General features: G+C 41.4%; 20 protein-coding genes and 3 pseudogenes. 10 read left to right on the forward strand and 13 right to left on the reverse strand.

The features are described 5' to 3' along the window. Nucleotides 1–140: 140 nt before the first annotated feature. From CDG77_RS09065 to CDG77_RS09090, 7 genes are all read left to right on the forward strand, one after another. Nucleotides 141–863, forward strand: a complete 723-nt coding sequence (locus tag CDG77_RS09065; protein WP_094329069.1) for an NnrU family protein — start codon at nucleotides 141–143, stop codon at nucleotides 861–863. 413 nt (nucleotides 864–1,276) lie between these two features. Next, the gene (locus CDG77_RS09070) at nucleotides 1,277–1,663 is read left to right on the forward strand and encodes a thioredoxin family protein (protein ID WP_094329070.1); all 387 of its coding nucleotides are present in this window, start codon (nucleotides 1,277–1,279) and stop codon (nucleotides 1,661–1,663) included. A gap of 220 nt (nucleotides 1,664–1,883) precedes the next feature. Then, entirely contained in the window at nucleotides 1,884–3,986 is a 2,103-nt protein-coding gene (locus CDG77_RS09075) for an NAD(P)H-quinone oxidoreductase subunit 5 (RefSeq protein WP_094329071.1), read from the forward strand. 66 nt (nucleotides 3,987–4,052) lie between these two features. Next, a complete protein-coding gene (locus tag CDG77_RS36355; RefSeq protein WP_190233933.1) occupies nucleotides 4,053–4,217 on the forward strand; it encodes a hypothetical protein in 165 nt (54 codons plus the stop codon). A gap of 134 nt (nucleotides 4,218–4,351) precedes the next feature. After that, nucleotides 4,352–4,543: a type II toxin-antitoxin system HicB family antitoxin gene (locus CDG77_RS09080; protein WP_094329072.1), complete on the forward strand. Its 192-nt coding sequence runs from the start codon at nucleotides 4,352–4,354 to the stop codon at nucleotides 4,541–4,543. Further along, nucleotides 4,540–4,725, forward strand: coding sequence for a type II toxin-antitoxin system HicA family toxin (locus CDG77_RS09085; protein ID WP_094329073.1), 186 nt, complete (start codon nucleotides 4,540–4,542; stop codon nucleotides 4,723–4,725). Before CDG77_RS09080 ends, CDG77_RS09085 begins: the two co-directional genes overlap by 4 nt. A gap of 46 nt (nucleotides 4,726–4,771) precedes the next feature. Then, nucleotides 4,772–4,999, forward strand: coding sequence for an addiction module protein (locus CDG77_RS09090; RefSeq protein WP_094329074.1), 228 nt, complete (start codon nucleotides 4,772–4,774; stop codon nucleotides 4,997–4,999). Between the two features lie 132 nt (nucleotides 5,000–5,131). Here CDG77_RS09090 and CDG77_RS36360 read toward each other — a convergent pair whose 3' ends face one another. From CDG77_RS36360 to CDG77_RS09110, 4 genes are all read right to left on the reverse strand, one after another. Further along, nucleotides 5,132–5,371: a hypothetical protein gene (locus tag CDG77_RS36360; protein WP_094329075.1), complete on the reverse strand. Its 240-nt coding sequence runs from the start codon at nucleotides 5,369–5,371 to the stop codon at nucleotides 5,132–5,134. Beyond that, nucleotides 5,365–5,682 (reverse strand): hypothetical protein, encoded by a 318-nt coding sequence (locus CDG77_RS09100; RefSeq protein WP_094329076.1) that lies wholly within the window; start codon nucleotides 5,680–5,682, stop codon nucleotides 5,365–5,367. Before CDG77_RS09100 ends, CDG77_RS36360 begins: the two co-directional genes overlap by 7 nt. 68 nt (nucleotides 5,683–5,750) lie before the next feature. Then, nucleotides 5,751–5,981: a hypothetical protein gene (locus CDG77_RS09105; protein ID WP_094329077.1), complete on the reverse strand. Its 231-nt coding sequence runs from the start codon at nucleotides 5,979–5,981 to the stop codon at nucleotides 5,751–5,753. A gap of 48 nt (nucleotides 5,982–6,029) precedes the next feature. Further along, entirely contained in the window at nucleotides 6,030–6,293 is a 264-nt protein-coding gene (locus CDG77_RS09110) for a hypothetical protein (RefSeq protein WP_094329086.1), read from the reverse strand. 334 nt (nucleotides 6,294–6,627) lie between these two features. Between CDG77_RS09110 and CDG77_RS09115 the strand changes: the two genes are divergently transcribed. Then, the gene (locus CDG77_RS09115) at nucleotides 6,628–8,205 is read left to right on the forward strand and encodes an NAD(P)H-quinone oxidoreductase subunit 4 (protein ID WP_094329078.1); all 1,578 of its coding nucleotides are present in this window, start codon (nucleotides 6,628–6,630) and stop codon (nucleotides 8,203–8,205) included. 87 nt (nucleotides 8,206–8,292) lie between these two features. Here CDG77_RS09115 and CDG77_RS09120 read toward each other — a convergent pair whose 3' ends face one another. From CDG77_RS09120 to CDG77_RS39070, 6 genes and pseudogenes are all read right to left on the reverse strand, one after another. After that, nucleotides 8,293–8,754, reverse strand: coding sequence for a hypothetical protein (locus tag CDG77_RS09120; protein WP_094329079.1), 462 nt, complete (start codon nucleotides 8,752–8,754; stop codon nucleotides 8,293–8,295). An 18-nt stretch (nucleotides 8,755–8,772) separates the two neighbouring features. Further along, a pseudogene (locus CDG77_RS09125) lies at nucleotides 8,773–9,021 on the reverse strand (DUF4351 domain-containing protein); the annotation flags it as partial. A gap of 31 nt (nucleotides 9,022–9,052) precedes the next feature. Beyond that, nucleotides 9,053–9,301 (reverse strand): annotated as a pseudogene (locus CDG77_RS09130) (DUF4351 domain-containing protein); the annotation flags it as partial. 31 nt (nucleotides 9,302–9,332) lie between these two features. Next, nucleotides 9,333–10,310 carry a DUF4351 domain-containing protein gene (locus CDG77_RS09135; protein WP_094329080.1) on the reverse strand — a complete coding sequence of 326 codons (978 nt, stop codon included), beginning with the start codon at nucleotides 10,308–10,310 and terminating at the stop codon, nucleotides 9,333–9,335. A 198-nt stretch (nucleotides 10,311–10,508) separates the two neighbouring features. Further along, nucleotides 10,509–13,118, reverse strand: coding sequence for an ATP-binding protein (locus CDG77_RS09140; RefSeq protein ID WP_094329081.1), 2,610 nt, complete (start codon nucleotides 13,116–13,118; stop codon nucleotides 10,509–10,511). 54 nt (nucleotides 13,119–13,172) lie between these two features. Next, nucleotides 13,173–13,307: pseudogene (locus CDG77_RS39070) on the reverse strand (IS982 family transposase); the annotation flags it as partial. 306 nt (nucleotides 13,308–13,613) lie between these two features. Here CDG77_RS39070 and CDG77_RS09145 point away from each other — a divergent pair. Together CDG77_RS09145 and CDG77_RS09150 are read left to right on the forward strand one after the other, a co-directional pair. Further along, nucleotides 13,614–14,336 carry a Uma2 family endonuclease gene (locus CDG77_RS09145; protein ID WP_094329082.1) on the forward strand — a complete coding sequence of 241 codons (723 nt, stop codon included), beginning with the start codon at nucleotides 13,614–13,616 and terminating at the stop codon, nucleotides 14,334–14,336. A gap of 150 nt (nucleotides 14,337–14,486) precedes the next feature. Then, on the forward strand, nucleotides 14,487–15,197 hold the full coding sequence (locus CDG77_RS09150) for a hypothetical protein (protein WP_094329083.1): 711 nt from the start codon (nucleotides 14,487–14,489) through the stop codon (nucleotides 15,195–15,197). Here CDG77_RS09150 and CDG77_RS37425 read toward each other — a convergent pair. The 3 genes from CDG77_RS37425 to CDG77_RS09160 all read right to left on the reverse strand — a co-directional run. Further along, a complete protein-coding gene (locus tag CDG77_RS37425; RefSeq protein ID WP_223269751.1) occupies nucleotides 15,180–15,308 on the reverse strand; it encodes a type II toxin-antitoxin system HicA family toxin in 129 nt (42 codons plus the stop codon). The genes CDG77_RS09150 and CDG77_RS37425 overlap by 18 nt on opposite strands. 9 nt (nucleotides 15,309–15,317) lie before the next feature. After that, nucleotides 15,318–15,416, reverse strand: a complete 99-nt coding sequence (locus CDG77_RS37430; protein ID WP_223269752.1) for a type II toxin-antitoxin system HicA family toxin — start codon at nucleotides 15,414–15,416, stop codon at nucleotides 15,318–15,320. Between the two features lie 257 nt (nucleotides 15,417–15,673). After that, nucleotides 15,674–16,823, reverse strand: a 1,150-nt coding sequence (locus CDG77_RS09160; protein WP_190233934.1) for an endonuclease MutS2, incomplete at its 5' end; no start/stop codon positions are given.

Consider the following 16,823-nt stretch of genomic DNA (forward strand, 5'->3'; position numbering starts at 1 on the left):
ATGATTTGTTGCATATTAAACTTGAAGGCTTGACTCGAAAAGGACAGTAGCACAACATCTTGACTAAAGTCTCCTTTGGAATACTTTGTGGTATTGGTTGTACTGAATTCAATTTTCTTTAAATTACTTCACCTGTCTATATGCTGCTGATTTCTTGGTTGACACCCAGTCATTTTGTCATACTGGGGTTACAAATAGTTTTTGCGATCGCTCACAGTGGAGGCGCTGCTTTGCGTCCAAGGGCAGAAAAATATATTGGCCCAAGGCTTTATCGCATTCTCTTTGCATTAGTCAGCCTACCGTTGGCTGCGATCTTAATTATTTACTTTTTTGGGCACCGCTATGATGGTTTGCAACTTTGGCAGGTACAAGGAGTACCAGGAGTGCGAGAATTTGTTTGGCTGCTGTCAGCGATCTCGTTTTTGTTTTTATATCCTGCTACCTTCAATCTACTAGAAATTGCTGCTATTCAAAAGCCCCAAGTTCATCTCTACGAAACAGGAATTATTCGGATTACTCGTCATCCTCAGATGGTGGGACAAATAATCTGGTGTGTTGCCCATACTCTCTGGTTGGGTACTACCTTTACCCTTGTGACTTCCATTGGATTGGTGTTACATCACTTGTTCGGGGTTTGGCATGGGGATCGCCGTTTGAGCGATCGCTATGGAGAAGCCTTTGAAAGTGCCAAACAACGGACTTCAATTATTCCCTTTAAAGCAATTATTGACGGTCGTCAATCTATCTTATGGCAGGAATTTATTCGCCCTTCCTATTTGGGAGTTGCCATTTTTATCGCTTTGCTTTGGTGGTCACACCCTCTGCTGATGGAAGCAACTGGTAGAATAAAATGGGAAATTTAAGCGATCCCCAATGTCAGCAGAAAATCCCAAATAGATTAAAATTTCAGCTTATCAATTGCCCCAAATCAATGTAGGATAAGTTCAAACGTCTATCAGTGGGGGTGCGTTCAGTTAGCTTGAGATTTTTATTGGTAGTTGAAGACCCGTTGTCTTTCCCTGGGAGTCAGTGGCAGATTAAGTCAAATTCCCAGGCGGATACAGCAATCAGGAGTCTAACATTCAAAAAAGCCACCGTGAGAGTCCCGATGGCTTTTTTGTCAGAGACACATCAACGCGCTCAATTTTTACTCAATTATTCTGTGTCCTGAGATTTGGTTCCTGAAAGCATCTATCGGCAGTTACTGACTTACCAATCCTTCACTTCAGTACTGATAGGTAGTTTGATATAAAAACCTTATAATCCAAGAGGCGTCATGGTGTTGTCGGTTAGTGAACAGACATTTACTCAAGAAGTTTTAGAATCTCCTATTCCTGTTTTAGTTAACTTTGAAGCACCTTGGTGTGGGTTGTGTCGGATTATCCACCCGCTATTGTTGCAATTTCAAGCCCAATGTGGGGACGAAATTAAATTAGTTGGGGTTAATGCCGATCAAAATTTTAAATTGTCTACTACTTATAGGCTAAAGTCACTGCCAACTTTACTACTGATTGAAAATGGCACTGTTCGCCATCGCTTGGAAGGGTTTCGTGGCAGAGAAGATTTACGTCTAGCTTTAGAAGACATCAAAGTAAGCTACAGCAGTTACCCGAAAATTTACAAGAGTCCAAAAACAGCGGACTTAGAACGTCGGTCAGCCTGATGGACATTGGGCATTGGGCAGAGGAAATGAGGCATGGCGCAAGTGAGCAATGACAAATGACCAATGACAAATAACCAATGACAAATGACCAAATCTAAAACCATGCTTAATACCCCACCCAATCAGTCTTGGGTGGGTTATTTTATCCTAAAGGGTGTGTGTCACAATTATTAACAGTTTCGACACGCTAAATCAAGAATTCTAAAAGTAGGCGTCAGTGATGGAAGTAATCTATCAGTATGCCTGGCTGATTCCGGTGTTCCCTCTTTTTGGGGCAATGCTGGTCGGTCTAGGGTTAATCTCGTTGAATCAGGTGACAAACCGCCTCCGGCAGCTGAACGCTGTGGTGATTATCTCTATGATGGCAGCAGCTATGGTGCTGTCGGTTGCCTTGCTCTGGAGTCAAATTCAAGGACACGCGACTTATACCCGCACCTTTGAGTGGGCAGCAGCAGGTAATTTTCACCTGAGCATGGGCTACACTATCGACCACCTGACAGCCCTAATGCTGGTGATTGTCACAACGGTAGCCTGCTTAGTCATGGTTTACACCGATGGCTACATGGCTCACGATCCCAGTTACGTGAGGTTTTACGCCTATCTCAGTTTGTTTGGCTCCTCAATGTTAGGTCTGGTGGTCAGCCCCAACCTAGTACAGGTTTATGTATTTTGGGAATTAGTGGGAATGTGTTCCTACTTGCTGGTCGGCTTTTGGTTCGATCGCAAGGCAGCAGCCGATGCCGCTCAAAAAGCGTTTGTAACTAACCGCGTCGGCGACTTTGGTTTGTTACTAGGCATTTTGGGGCTATTCTGGGCGACGGGAAGCTTTGATTTTAATATCATGGGCGATCGCCTCGCCCAACTCGTGGAATCAGGTTCTATCAGCAATTTTCTCGCTGTCCTGTTAGCGATTTTAGTTTTCTTAGGCCCAGTGGCGAAATCAGCCCAATTCCCCCTCCACGTCTGGCTACCAGATGCGATGGAAGGCCCCACCCCCATTTCTGCCTTGATTCACGCAGCAACAATGGTCGCGGCGGGTGTTTTCCTCATTGCCCGGATGTACCCAGTATTTGAAGGCGTTCCAGTTGCAATGAACGTCATTGCCTTTACTGGGGCGTTTACGGCGTTTTTGGGGGCAACCATTGCCATTACCCAAAACGACATCAAAAAGGGCTTGGCTTATTCCACCATTTCCCAACTTGGTTACATGGTGATGGCGATGGGAATAGGTTCCTACAGTGCGGGATTATTCCACCTGATGACCCACGCCTATTTCAAGGCGATGCTGTTCTTGGGTTCAGGTTCAGTAATTCACGGTATGGAAGGTGTCGTTGGACACGACCCCGCCTTAGCGCAAGATATGCGGCTGATGGGCGGATTGCGGAAATATATGCCCGTCACCTCAATTACATTTTTGATTGGTTGCTTGGCAATTTCTGGGATTCCACCTTTCGCTGGCTTCTGGTCAAAAGATGAAATTCTGGGGAAAGCTTTTGAGGCTAACCCATTTCTTTGGATGATTGGCTGGCTAACTGCCGGGATTACTGCTTTCTACATGTTTAGAATGTATTTCATGACATTTGAAGGCAAATTCCGGGGTACTGACGAGAAAATCAAGCAAAAACTCAAAAGTGCTGCGGCGACAATTGTCCTGGAATTAGAGTCAGCAGAACCAGCCCCGAATTTTGGGCCTGGGGCGATGAAGAAAGGAGAATTGGCTGCCACTAGTGAGCATCATGATTCCCATGACTCTCACGGGCATCACAGCGACTCCCCCCATGAATCGCCGTGGACAATGACCCTACCTTTGGCACTGCTAGCAGTGCCTTCGATTTTGATTGGTTTGGTGGGAACTCCCTACGCCAATTATTTTGAAGAGTTTATCTTTCCTCCTAGCGAAACCCTTTCCGAAGTTATAGAAAAGGCTTCCGAGTTCAATCCCACGGAATTTTACATCATGGCGGGGGCTTCAGTCGGAATTTCTTTAATTGCGATTACCCTGGCTTCGCTGATGTATTTGCGCCGTAAAATTGATCCAGCTGCGATCGCTGCTCAAATCAAACCACTTTACGAGTTATCGCTCAACAAGTGGTACTTTGATGACATTTACCATCGGGTTTTTGTCCTCGGCTTGCGTCGCCTAGCTAGACAAGTTATGGAAGTTGACTTCCGCGTTGTCGATGGTGCTGTTAACCTCACAGGCTTTTTCACCCTTGTTAGCGGTGAAGGTCTGAAGTACCTAGAAAACGGTCGCGCTCAATTCTATGCCTTGATTGTATTTGGGGCGGTTTTGGGTTTAGTGATTGTCTTTGGTGTTACCTGATTTTAATCGGGGTGGGCGATCGTCCACCCCTAAGTTTTTTTAAGAGTCTAATTTAGACTCTTTTTTTTGACGGATAGTTCAGTAACTCCCGGTTCGCTTACTTTTTTTGAAGTTCGAGAAATTGTCAAAAATCAGAAAAATCTAGGTATCGTAATGGTTTTAGCGATTTCCCGAAATTCCCCTGAAATTATCACTCTGCTCTCAAAACTCTATTTTTATGCGATCGCATAACGTCGGGACGAGAGTACATTTGAATCACAGCTTAGAACCCTGATTGAATCGTTCAGCTTTTTTCTAACTCAATTTAAAATGGGCGAACCGGGAGCAGTAATTCGATAGTTTAGAAAAAGGCAGCGAATAGGCACATGACAAAGAAGAAATACATTTACTGGCAAGATGATGATATGTGGTTAGGTTATCTCGAAGAATATCCTGACTATTGGACTCAGGGTGAAACCGAAGAGGAACTAAGAGAAAATCTACTCGATATTTACAATGAATTAACAAGTGGAACTATCCAAAATATTCGTAGAGTTGCAGAACTTGAAGTTTCATGAAACGAAGAGACTTAATCAGTAAACTTGAAGAAATGGGTTGTATCTTCGTTCGTCATGGTGGGAAACATGATTGGTATCAGAATCCAATAACAAAAATATCTCAAGCTGTTCCTAGACATAGGGAAATTAAGGAGCAACTTGCAAAACATATTATTAAGATGCTTAACGATGAAGCAGGCTAATACTTAGAATAAGAGGTAATTGTACTAAAGAGTTTAGGTACTCACTATGACCCTTGAACAGCTTGAAGCCGAAGTTCTTGCACTTCCAAAAGATTCTCAAGTGATTTTATTAGCAAGATTACTGGAAAGATTGGGTCAAGAAAGTGGAATAGATCAAGAAATTGCGGCTAGTTGGGCTGAAGAAGCCCAGAAGCGTGATGAAGATATGAACACCAATCAAATTACTGGTATTCCGGCTGAAGAAGTGTTTCAACGAGTTCGTGCATCTTTATAATGACAAGAATTGTATTTCATCCATTGGCAGAGCAAGAACTGGTTGATGTCGCAAGTTATTACGAAGAACAAAGATGGTAAATAATATTATTCAAAAAGTATAACCTGCCTGAAAAGTCGGTATTAAAATTATTTACGATAAAGCCCAATTTATAAATTTGTCCATCTTATTGTATTTTACTGCCTCTAAAGCAATATTTGCATCAATTACCATTTCTCTAAAATAAGACTCCAAAGGCATAATTTGATCGTCGTTAGAAGTCTGATATATTTTATATGCAATGGCATCTAACAAAGAGTGACAATACTCTCGGCTACGTTTTCCATAATAATCTAATAGTTTACTAGTAGTACTACTAGAATGAACTAGCATATTACGACTTGATCTACTTCTCTTGTCCAGGATTTTTTAATTTTGTCTAGATCATCAAGTTGCTCTTTTTTAAAACTATAGTAACTAGAAAATTGAATTTTAAAGAATTTTTTTCCGTAAGCATTTTGAGAAAATCGATTTTTATTATTCTGTATCTCTTCACGCAGATCGTATAACATTAATAATAAATGGCGACTATAAGATCCTTTTTGATTGTTTTCAATTGCATCGCATCTTTCCAACCATATTTGTTGTAAAGTCTCAATGTTTTTGATCGCATACTCAGGCGCATTTGATAAAGTAAAATCCATTTTTTCAGTACTTATCAAAAAATTAATAATATAATCTTAATCCCAAAACGAAGGAGGAGTTGCAGACTTCATAAGTTTTCATAGCTCATTGGTTTTGCAAGTCCTTCTGCAATCTCTCTTTTAGCGGATTGGGCAGATGCAATCAGTTGTTCTTGAGTTGTATTAAATGATTTATTCCATTTCAATTCATCTTGCAAATCTTCTAGGTACTCTCGGAGATGTTCTGCAACTCTTTCTTGCACATCTTCAGATAAAGATTCCATCATCTTAATTACAGTAGCGATCGCTGGAGATGACATAATCGAATTTCCCTTATCAACTTTCCCTGTCTATTTTACTAAAAAAACTCAATCAAATCGCCTACTGTAGTCCCAAAGCTCTGAAACTGGGAAGGTTTGTCCTACTGCTGCTTGTCGCACTGACTCTTGCAAATCGGCTAATATTTGTGCTTTTGGCTCTTGTTCATCAATCCAAGCTAAACCACTGACGTTATCAGAATTTATGGAAGTTATAAGCTGTTGCCAAAGTTCTACAGGGACGAGTACATCTGTTGTTTCTCCATTTACGTTGGTCACATAACGAATCTGACTTTCAATTTGTGCGATTATCATTATGTTTAGTTCTCCTGTGATGATTTTTTGTACCAAATCGCTTTTTTCAACAACCATCAAACAGCATTTTGTATTTTTAGGGTTGGGCTACGCGATCGCACATTCCTTAAATTCTAGTTTATCGGCTTTTTTAGGGTAAAATTTTGACTTGACTGGGAGTATCACAACCCACATTCCGCACCCCCAAGTGTCAAAAGAGACTGACAAGAGAAGAAACGGGGGATTGCCAATTTAATTAAATCAACCTAACGAGGAAGACGAAATCCCCAAAAAGCTGTTACTTAATAACTAGTGACTTTTTGCCAAACATGATTTTGATAGCAGACTAATTGTGATGAATATAGCTAATTTTCCGTGGCTGACGACGATTATTCTGTTTCCGATAGCCGCGTCGCTACTTCTTCCCATCATCCCTGACAAAGAAGGCAAAACAGTGCGCTGGTACTCCCTCATCGTGGGGCTGATAGATTTTGCACTAATTGTTTATGCTTTTTATACTGGGTATGATTTCTCCAATCCAGATTTGCAGTTGGTGGAAAGTTACCCCTGGGTACCACAATTGGGTTTGAATTGGTCAGTAGGGGCTGATGGCTTATCCATGCCCCTAATTATTTTGACTGGATTCATTACCACGCTGGCGATTTTAGCAGCTTGGCCTGTCACCTTCAAGCCCAAGCTATTTTTCTTCTTGATTTTGGCGATGTATGGCGGTCAAATTGCCGTGTTCGCTGTCCAGGATATGCTGTTATTTTTCCTGGTGTGGGAACTGGAACTAGTACCGATATACTTCCTGCTGTCGATTTGGGGAGGCAAAAGGCGACAATATGCAGCGACCAAATTCATTTTATACACCGCCGGCGGTTCGCTGTTTATTTTGCTGTCTGCCCTGACAATGGGATTTTACGGCGATACGGTGACGTTTGACATGAGAGCGATCGCCTTAAAAGATTTCGCCCTGAATTTCCAACTTGCCCTCTATGCTGGCTTCCTAATTGCCTACGCCGTCAAGTTGCCGATTATTCCCTTGCACACGTGGCTACCTGATGCCCACGGTGAAGCTACAGCCCCCGTACACATGTTATTAGCAGGTATTCTCCTGAAAATGGGCGGTTACGCCTTAGTTCGGATGAATGCCCAAATGCTCCCCGATGCCCACGCTTATTTTGCGCCAGTGTTAGTGGTTTTGGGGGTAGTTAATATCATCTACGCTGCCTTGACATCCTTTGCCCAGCGAAACCTGAAGCGAAAAATTGCCTACTCTTCAATTTCTCACATGGGCTTTGTGATGATTGGTATTGCCTCGTTCACCGATTTGGGATTGAGTGGGGCAGTATTGCAAATGGTTTCCCACGGGTTAATTGGGGCGAGTTTGTTCTTCCTGGTTGGCGCAACTTACGATCGCACCCACACCTTGATGTTGGATGAAATGGGTGGGGTTGCGAAGAGAATGCCGAAGATTTTCGCCATGTTCACTACCTGTTCAATGGCTTCTTTGGCATTGCCAGGGATGAGTGGTTTTGTGGCAGAATTAATGGTGTTTGTCGGCTTTGCTACTAGCGATGCTTATAGCTCTACCTTCAAAGTGATTGTTGTATTCTTGATGGCAGTGGGAGTAATTTTAACTCCGATTTATCTGTTGTCGATGTTACGAGAAATTTTCTACGGAGAAGAGAACAAGGAATTAGTTTCTCACCAAGCTTTGATAGATGCTGAACCGCGTGAAGTATTTATCATTGCCTGTTTGTTAATTCCAATTATTGGTATTGGTTTCTATCCGAAATTGCTGACTCAGATGTATGACGCCACAACTGTACAATTGACGGCAAGATTGCGTGATTCCGTGCCGACATTAGCATTGCAAAAAGACGACGCATTAAAGGTTTCTTTGAGTGCGCCGGAGATTGGTAATTAAATTTCGATCGCTAGTTTAGTTTAAATATTGATTACTTTGAGGGTGGGTTTTGTACCTGCCCTTTTTTATGTACATTACTTAGATAGTTTAAATATTCAAAATCGTTCTATTTTTTTCTAATGCCAAGAAGGTTTCCTCACCTTTGTAGAGAATATTAATTTGTCCTCCAAACACATCATCAATAGCCAAAAACTTCTTGCCCTCTATCTTTTCAAATTCGCAACCCACGATGATTCTAGAAATATTTCCAATATCAATATAATTAGCCGTACTTATCTGTTCAACACCCGTTAATCGGATGAAAATATAGAGTTCACCGTCGGTAATACTTTTTTTGATTTCATCAGGCAACCAAACAGAATCCCAGTCAATAGCTAAAGTTATGGCTTGTTCATATCCAATGTTATAGAAAATACCTATCCAATAAGAATCATGTAATGTATATTGTTCATTAAAATCTCCAAAGCTCATATTTTTGCCTTCCTGCCAAGGTAAGCGATTATTAATAAGCTCTTGAGAAAGCCAACTTGGGTAATAATTTTCTATCACATTAAACTGCCCTAGATTTTAAGCTGATTTATTTGTTTGTAACCAGTTAAGCAAATCTTCCATAGCAGTAAAATCTAACAAAGCTTCCCCAAGGGTTTCTAATTGATTTAAAGAAAGAGATTGGAGGCGCTCTTGCAATTGTGGTGATAATTCTCCCACTCGTCTTTGTAATAACCTTAAAATAAGTTTTTGTTCACCTTCTTGTTTACCCTCTGCTTTACCGCGTTCGTAGCCGATGCGCTCACCTGTAGTTACATATCTCATAGTCTACTCCTGCTCGATTTCCATAAAATAAATTTTAGGCTGATTGATTTGTTTGCAACCAGTTAAGCAAATCTTCCATAGCAGTAAAATCTAACAAAGCTTCCCCAAGGGTTTCTAATTGATTTAAAGAAAGAGATTGGAGGCGCTCTTGCAATTGTGGTGATAATTCTCCCACTCGTCTTTGTAATAACCTTAAAATAAGTTTTTGTTCACCTTCTTGTTTACCCTCTGCTTTACCGCGTTCGTAGCCGATGCGCTCACCTGTAGTTACATATCTCATAGTCTACTCCTGCTCGATTTCCATAAAATAAATTTTAGGCTGATTGATTTGTTTGCAACCAGTTAAGCAAATCTTCCATAGCAGTAAAATCTAACAAAGCTTCCCCAAGGGTTTCTAATTGATTTAAAGAAAGAGATCGGATGCGCTTTTGCAATTCTGGCGATAATTCTCCCACTCGTCTTTGTAATAACTTTAAAATAAGTTGTTGTTCACCTTCTTGTTTACCTTCTGCTTTACCTTCTGCTTTACCGCGCTCGTAGCCGATGCGCTCACCTGTAGTTACATATCTCATAGTCCGCTCCTGCTCAAATTGTTTAAATTCTTCCCAAAACTGATTTTCTAATGCCTTTGGTAATATCATAACCCAATCGATAAATCGATACATGTTGCGAATATCCTGCTCTTGTAGGCCCAAATCATATAGCCTGCGAATTAAGCTAAATTTCCATATTTTGCGTTCTTCTGGTGATGAGCGTGTCTGCTGCGTTTTCAAATGCGCCATGACGACAGTTGCAAATGGATTATCGCTATTTTCTAACTCGTGAAAGCGATTTTCATAATCCAAAAGTTTAACACTACCAAATTCAAAACTTAAGCGAGTATTGGGATAATTGTAACTGTAATTATTTGGTCGCCATTCGCGGTTTGAATCACAGAGAATTGCAAGGCTAATTGCTGGTCGATCAAAGCGGTCAAATATGCGAAAGTTGTAGGTAAACATCCGCTTGGGAAAGTTATCTTCTTTTTGTGCCTGAATTTCGACATGGATTAATAACCAAAGTTCTTCCCCTTGGGTTTGCCAAACTTTGACTAATTGATCGGCATATCTTTTACCCTGTTCGGCTTCACGAGCTATTTGTTGAAATTCTTTATCTAGAAATTCGTAGGGACGTTCCCAATCAATTAATGCATAAGTTTCTGGAAAAAAGAAATTCATTGCTTGGGGGAAATAAGCTTCTATAATTTCTTTCCAAGGGCTGTCAAAATCAGCACGCTCGTTAACATTGGTCATAAATTGATTGTAATAAGTTAACAAAAACTCCAATAGTGAGTTTTTCTTTTATAAACTTTAGCAATAAAAAACCATTTATTAGAAACTATATCCAAATCCACAGATTATTCAATAAATCGGTTTTCTTTAAAGAAGTGCATTCGTGTAGCGCATCATAGAGAAGCTTCTCTTTGCATAGTAGAGCGCAAAAATTGAATTTTATGAATGATTTACGACTGCTAGAGTAGCAGCAGATGTAGTAGCTAGTTCACTACTTTGAGAAATCGGAATCTCGACCCAAAATTCTGCTCCCTGTCCTGGTTCCGAAATACACCAGATAGCTCCGTTGTGTTGTTCTGCGACTATCTGAGCGCTAATTGCTAACCCTAATCCTGTGCCTTTACCTGCGGGTTTTGTGGTAAAGAAAGGGTCAAATAATCGTTGCTTAACTATTTCGGTCATGCCAGGGCCATTATCTACAATTTGTATAGTTATGCGATCCGGGTTGCGTAACTCAGTACGAATTACAATCTGGCTGGGGTTAGCTTTTATATCTTCAAGAGTTCGCTGACTGTTATAACTATCCAAGGCATCAATGGCGTTACTAATGAGATTCATAAACACCTGATTGAGTTGTCCAGCATAGCAATCTACTAAAGGGATATCACCATAAGCTTTTACTATTTCAATTCCGGGATTTACAGATGTTTGTTTGAAACGATTTTGTAAAATTAGTAGTGTGCTATCAATACCTTCGTGAATGTTGACAGGCTTCATATCCGCTTCGTCAAGTCGAGAAAAATTTCGCAAGGATAGAACTATTTCCCGAATGCGATTAGCTCCCATTTTCATTGAAACTAAAATTTTAGGTAAATCCTCAGCCATAAAGTCAAGGTCGATGGCTTCTATATGAGCTTGTATTTCAGGTGTTGAATTAGGATTTGAATTTTGATAGAGTTCTACCAGTTCCAATAAACCCAGCGTATATTCATTTACATGGGTCAGATTACCGTAGATAAAGTTAACTGGATTATTGATTTCGTGAGCCACCCCAGCCACTAATTGACCTAAGCTCGACATTTTTTCGGTCTGAATTAGTTGAGCTTGAGTCTGTTTGAGGTTGTGCAGAACTTGGTTGAGTTGTTCTGCCTGAGCAGTAGCAGCAGCAGTAGCAGCGCGACTTTGATTATACAATTGGGCTTGGTCAATGGCGATCGCTAACTGGTCAGCCACACCTCGAATTAGTTCCACCTCATCATCGCTCCAAGAACGCAGCACTCTACTATGTTCGCAGACAATCACACCCAAGCAACCCGACTGAGTTTGAACCGAAACTATCAGTAGAGACTTAAAACCCAATGTCACCAGTAAATTCCGATTTTTGAAATCAAGCCAGGGATCTGTCGCAATGTCATCAAAGCAAAGTAAATTCCCTTGGAGAACAGCCTCACTCAGTGCTTCCACATTCTGGATAGGAGAACAGCCCAAGGGTTCCGGCAAGTCGGTAGCGCAGGCTTGCTGACTCAGTTCAAAACTAGTAGATTCATCTTCTTGATGACACCAAAGGAACTGGCATCGATCGATCTGGAGCAGTTCTCGAACTTCACCCACGACTGTACTCAAAATCGTATTTAGATCCAGCGAGTTGCGAATTTGACTAGATAGACGAGTTTTAAGAATTTTTTCCCGCTCAACTAGCTCTCGCAACTGGGCTTCAGACTGCCTTAACTCTAGCTGGGCCATCTGACGATTGACACTAGCTCTTGCTAATAGCCAAGAACCAATGCCAATTAATCCTACCAAACCAGCATATAGGAGTAGCAATTGACTCAAAAATCGGTTTGATTTAGTCGTCAACATCTCTGGCGATACCCATGAGACAATTTTCCAATAATAGGATTTGGTATCAGTTTGATTTTGGCTCGGTGCAAAAGCTTGCCCTGCTCCCGTACTAGATTTTTGCCCTTCCAGAAGCGGGTAGACTGTAGTGAAAGTGAACATTCCCTCAGCAGTTAGGAATTGTCCCGATTCTTTTTGAGAAATCTGCTGCCATGCTTGGGGAAAAGCTTTACCAAAAGTGCGATTTTTGCGATCGCTAAACATAAATCCCCATTCGTCCTCAGATTTCGCCCCTTTTAACCAGTAACCATCGGCATTCAGCAGCATTCCCTGGCTAGGGACGTTAGCAAAAGCTTGATTAAAATTATCCAGCAGTTTAGCGCCGAAATAATTTAACACTACAATGCCTCGTTTCTGTCCACGACGATCGAAAACGGGAGTACCAAATCGGATCATTGGTTTGAATGGTTGTTCAATCTTACCTTGGTCAATGTTGAGGTCAAGAGGAGAGACAAACACTTCTCCTTTGTTCAGGCGCAGAGTGTCATTAAACCAGTAACGCTTTGCTTGCACTTGCAGTTTTTCTTCAGGGACAATCACTGGTTCACCCTTTTTGAAGTTGACTCTGACAACTTCCTTACCCGATCCATCCAAAAAGCGAATTTGGTCGTAAAGTTTTTTATATTGAGAAAACGATAATAATTCTCTGGAAAGTGCCTGTTTTTCTCCATCTACTCCTTCTAAAATTTTCTGTAGCTCGTTTTCTTTAGAGATGACAATCAAATCTGAAACAGCCGAGTGAAAGTCTCCGCTAATTACTTTTTTTTGTAAATCTACCTTGCCGAGTTCATTCGTTTTTAATACAACTTTCTCAGTTTGTACCTGTTGGTAGTAGATAGCTCCGACAACACTCCCAACGAAGGCTGATAATGGCAAAAAAATGGTTAGAAAGTGTCTGATTAAAATTCGTGACTGGATCTGTGGTGACATATCTGATAGTTAAGTACGATTCAAAAATCGGGTTAAAAATCACCTAAGTTCCAGCTACGCCATTTTTTCGGAGTCAAGGTTGAGAAAAGGCTTTTTCTCCTGGTAGGTATAGGTAATCAGCCCAGCTACCAAATTCACCATGAAATTGAATACTCTGCGACTTCTGGAATGTTCTAGTTGAACAATATTCCACCCTTTTTTGCTATTGTGGGTTAGACACTCTCGTAGTCAGTACCGAAAAATTACCTAATTCAAAAACTACACTTGCAATTACTTATCAATACTGAGAATGAAGAATAAAGCGATGTCCACGATGGCCTATGATGCTCGTTCGCGCCAGCGTGCCGTACCGTAAGACTCGCTAACGCTTCTCTATGAGACGCTGTTCGCGTTCGCTATCGGTATCGCTAAAAATGGTTCTTTATTCTGGCGCTGCGATCGCATATCCATAGATTACTTACAATCTATCTAAAATAAGATTTGGCAAAACCGCTCATGTTAAACTACAATCCACTACATTGTTTGCCATCTTCCGAAGAGTTACCCGACTCGAATGATACCCCTGTGGATAATGAAGTCCAAAATTTAATTCCCGGCTTGTTGAAAACCACACTGGCTTTAGTTTGGTGCGATCGTTGGGATTGGTTTTTTGGTGTTGACATGGGTATTTATTATCACCCAGACAAACCAGCCGTTGTCCCTGATGGGTTTCTCAGCTTAGGAGTTAAACGCTTCATTGATGAGGACTTACGTCTGAGTTATGTGCTGTGGGAAGAAAAGAAGCCACCAATTTTAGCAATAGAAGTTGTTTCTCAAATATATCGGGAAGAATATAGCACCAAGAAAAAATTCTATGCCAAAGAGCTAGAAATTTTGTACTACGTTGTATATAGTCCCCTTCGACGTAAAAACACACCTTTGGAGGTGTATCACCTAGTTGATGGGGAATATATCTTAATATCAGGAAATCCTGTTTGGCTACCAGAAATTGGTTTAGGAATTGGGCGAGAACGGGGAATTTATCAAGGTATTGTGCGGGAGTGGCTGTACTGGTATGACGAGGAAGGGCAAAGATTGCTAACACCAGAAGAACGCATCAGGGAAGCCGAAGAACGCACAGCTTTTGAAGAACAGCGACGTGTGGAAGTAGAACAAAAAGTGAAAATGTTAGCGGAAAAGTTGAAGGCGCTTGGTGTCGATCCAGAAACTTTGTCGTAGATTCACCAAATATCGGAATTTTCGTTGCCTTGATGTTAATTTGCTGGCTGGCTAGGGAATTATATCTATAAAGTAACTAATAGCTTGACGATACAAATCATAAAAGCTGGTTGCTCAATAAATATATTTACCAAAACCTTCATCAAAAATATGGAAGTTAAATTAGGATTTGGAGCAGTCCCAAAACCTCAATATGTTTTTGTTAGCAAAGAATCCGATCATTGCTGGTATATGCTTTCTGACGATACAAAACAAATCCCAATTTATGAGAGAGCCTTGACTGGGGTGATAACAGGGATAGAAGTTAATAAAAAAGTAGAAACTTCACATGGAGAAACAGAAAAAACTGATTTACATATTCTGGCAGAGAAACCTTATGTTATCCGCTCAGGAAGTGAATCTTATTTTTCTAAAAGTTTGTTACTTTCACTTGATGCCCTGACTTATGAACAATTACATCAACCCCTTACGATCGCAGTCAGTCCTGGAGAGAAAACAATTGTGTTTTGTACAATTTATAATCCGGTAACTTATCGGTCTGTAGATTTTAGCTGGGATGGACATAAAGAATTAGCTTGGCAAGCTTTAGGGCAAAAAGTTAGTTTAAAAATTAATAGAATTAAAAATTTAAATCAAGAGACAATCCAAATATCTGCGAATACAACTGCATCAGAGATTAATGCAGTTTTGATAGCTCAAAGTGACACATATTTAGCCCAATTAAATTGGACTCCAGAGCAAGGAAGGGAGTATTTACAGCAAAAATATGGCAAGCGATCGCGCCTACAACTCACTGATACAGAAATTTTGGACTTCATTGATTATCTGAAGTTACAATTAACCTCAAATTGCTACAAATAGCCATCCAATTTCGCCCAAATCTTCTTCGGTAAGTCCAGCATCTTTCATAATGCCTTTCAAAGTTCTAATCGGTAAATCTCCATTACTATGAACTGGAATGGAAAGTATCATATCGCAACCTTATTTTGCGAAAATGTGATGACTGCCAGTAATCCGTTTCAATTCCCAACCTTGCCGTTCCAAAATTTTACAAAGTGCTTTACCTGAAACCGCTTTCATAGCGATATTTCAACCAACTCTTTGTCAGGATCGAGTTCTTCTCGTTCGCTAGCAACTTGCAACCAACCTTGAATTGCATATTGCAGCATCTCTAATAGATGTTCGTAGCGGAATGTGGGTTATAAGCTAATGAGCATTTAAGTTGCATAACACCAGGGCTGAAGCCCTTACTACAAGCGAATCAGTCTGGAAAAATGAATGACGATTAGCTTATGCACAAATGGCACAAACTAGCAGCCTTCATATTAATTACCACTTTATTTTATGTGAGCGATGGTAACACCAGTACCACCATCTGCTTGTTCTGCCGGTTCGTAGTTGTTCACTCTGGAATGTTGTTGCAAAAAGGTGTGAACTCCTTGGCGTAGCTTACCAGTACCGTAACCATGAATAATCCAGACTGGGCCTGTAGCTTCCGAGATGGCTTTATCTAAAATGTATTCGGCATCAGCTACCCGTTTACCACGCAAATCGATGGTATTTTGGGAAGTCCGAATTTCTGGGACATTTTGCGGTGGCGGGGTTACTGGTGCTGGGGCTGGTTTGGCTTTAACGACTGGTTCGGGTTTTTGACCATCTAGAGATTCTACGTCTTGCAACTTAACCGTCATCTTCATTAGCCCAAAGCGAACGCTTAACTCGCCATCTTCATTAGGGGCGGCGATTACATCAGCTATCTGTCCGAGTTTGGGAACGCGGATGCGATCGCCTATTTTGGGCATAAACCCAGGTTTTGGTTTGGCTGGCGTTGCTGGCTGATAAAGCTGGCCAATTTGATTTAAAGCATTGGTGGCTTGCTGGGCCTCTTGGGCTGTGGGCGTACCTTTTTGCAAACGGCGGATTACTTGGGCAATTTCACCTTTTGCTTGGGCGATCGCTTGTTGGACTGCTATTTCCTGTGAAGCCCGCAAACTGCTTTCCCTTTCCTCCAAATTTGCGGCTTTTGCGGATACTTCTTTGTATAAACGTTCCGTTTGCTGCAACAAAACTTGGGCTTCGGCTGCTTTGGTTTCCTGGCGGCGGCGTTGGGCTTCTAAGCCAGCAATGACCTGGTTAACTTCATCTGTGGCCTCTCCTACTTGGGTTTTTGCCTGTTGTACCACTTCTGGTTTTAATCCCAAGCGTAGGGCAATGGTTAGGGCATTAGAACGTCCGGGGATGCCCCACAGCAGACGATAAGTAGGCGAGAGAGTACTTTCGTCAAATTCAACAGAGGCGTTTTCAAACCGCTCATCTTCGTATTTCAGGGCTTTTAGTTCGCCGAAGTGAGTGGTGGCGATGGTTAGCTGGGCATGGTTAGCGAGATATTGCAACAAGGCGATCGCTAAGGCACTACCTTCCACTGGATCGGTTCCTGCGCCGACTTCATCGAGTAAGACTAGGGATTGGGGATTGGGGATTGGGGAT

It is taken from the genome of Nostoc sp. 'Peltigera membranacea cyanobiont' 213 (assembly GCF_002245975.1).
Lineage (GTDB): Bacteria > Cyanobacteriota > Cyanobacteriia > Cyanobacteriales > Nostocaceae > Nostoc.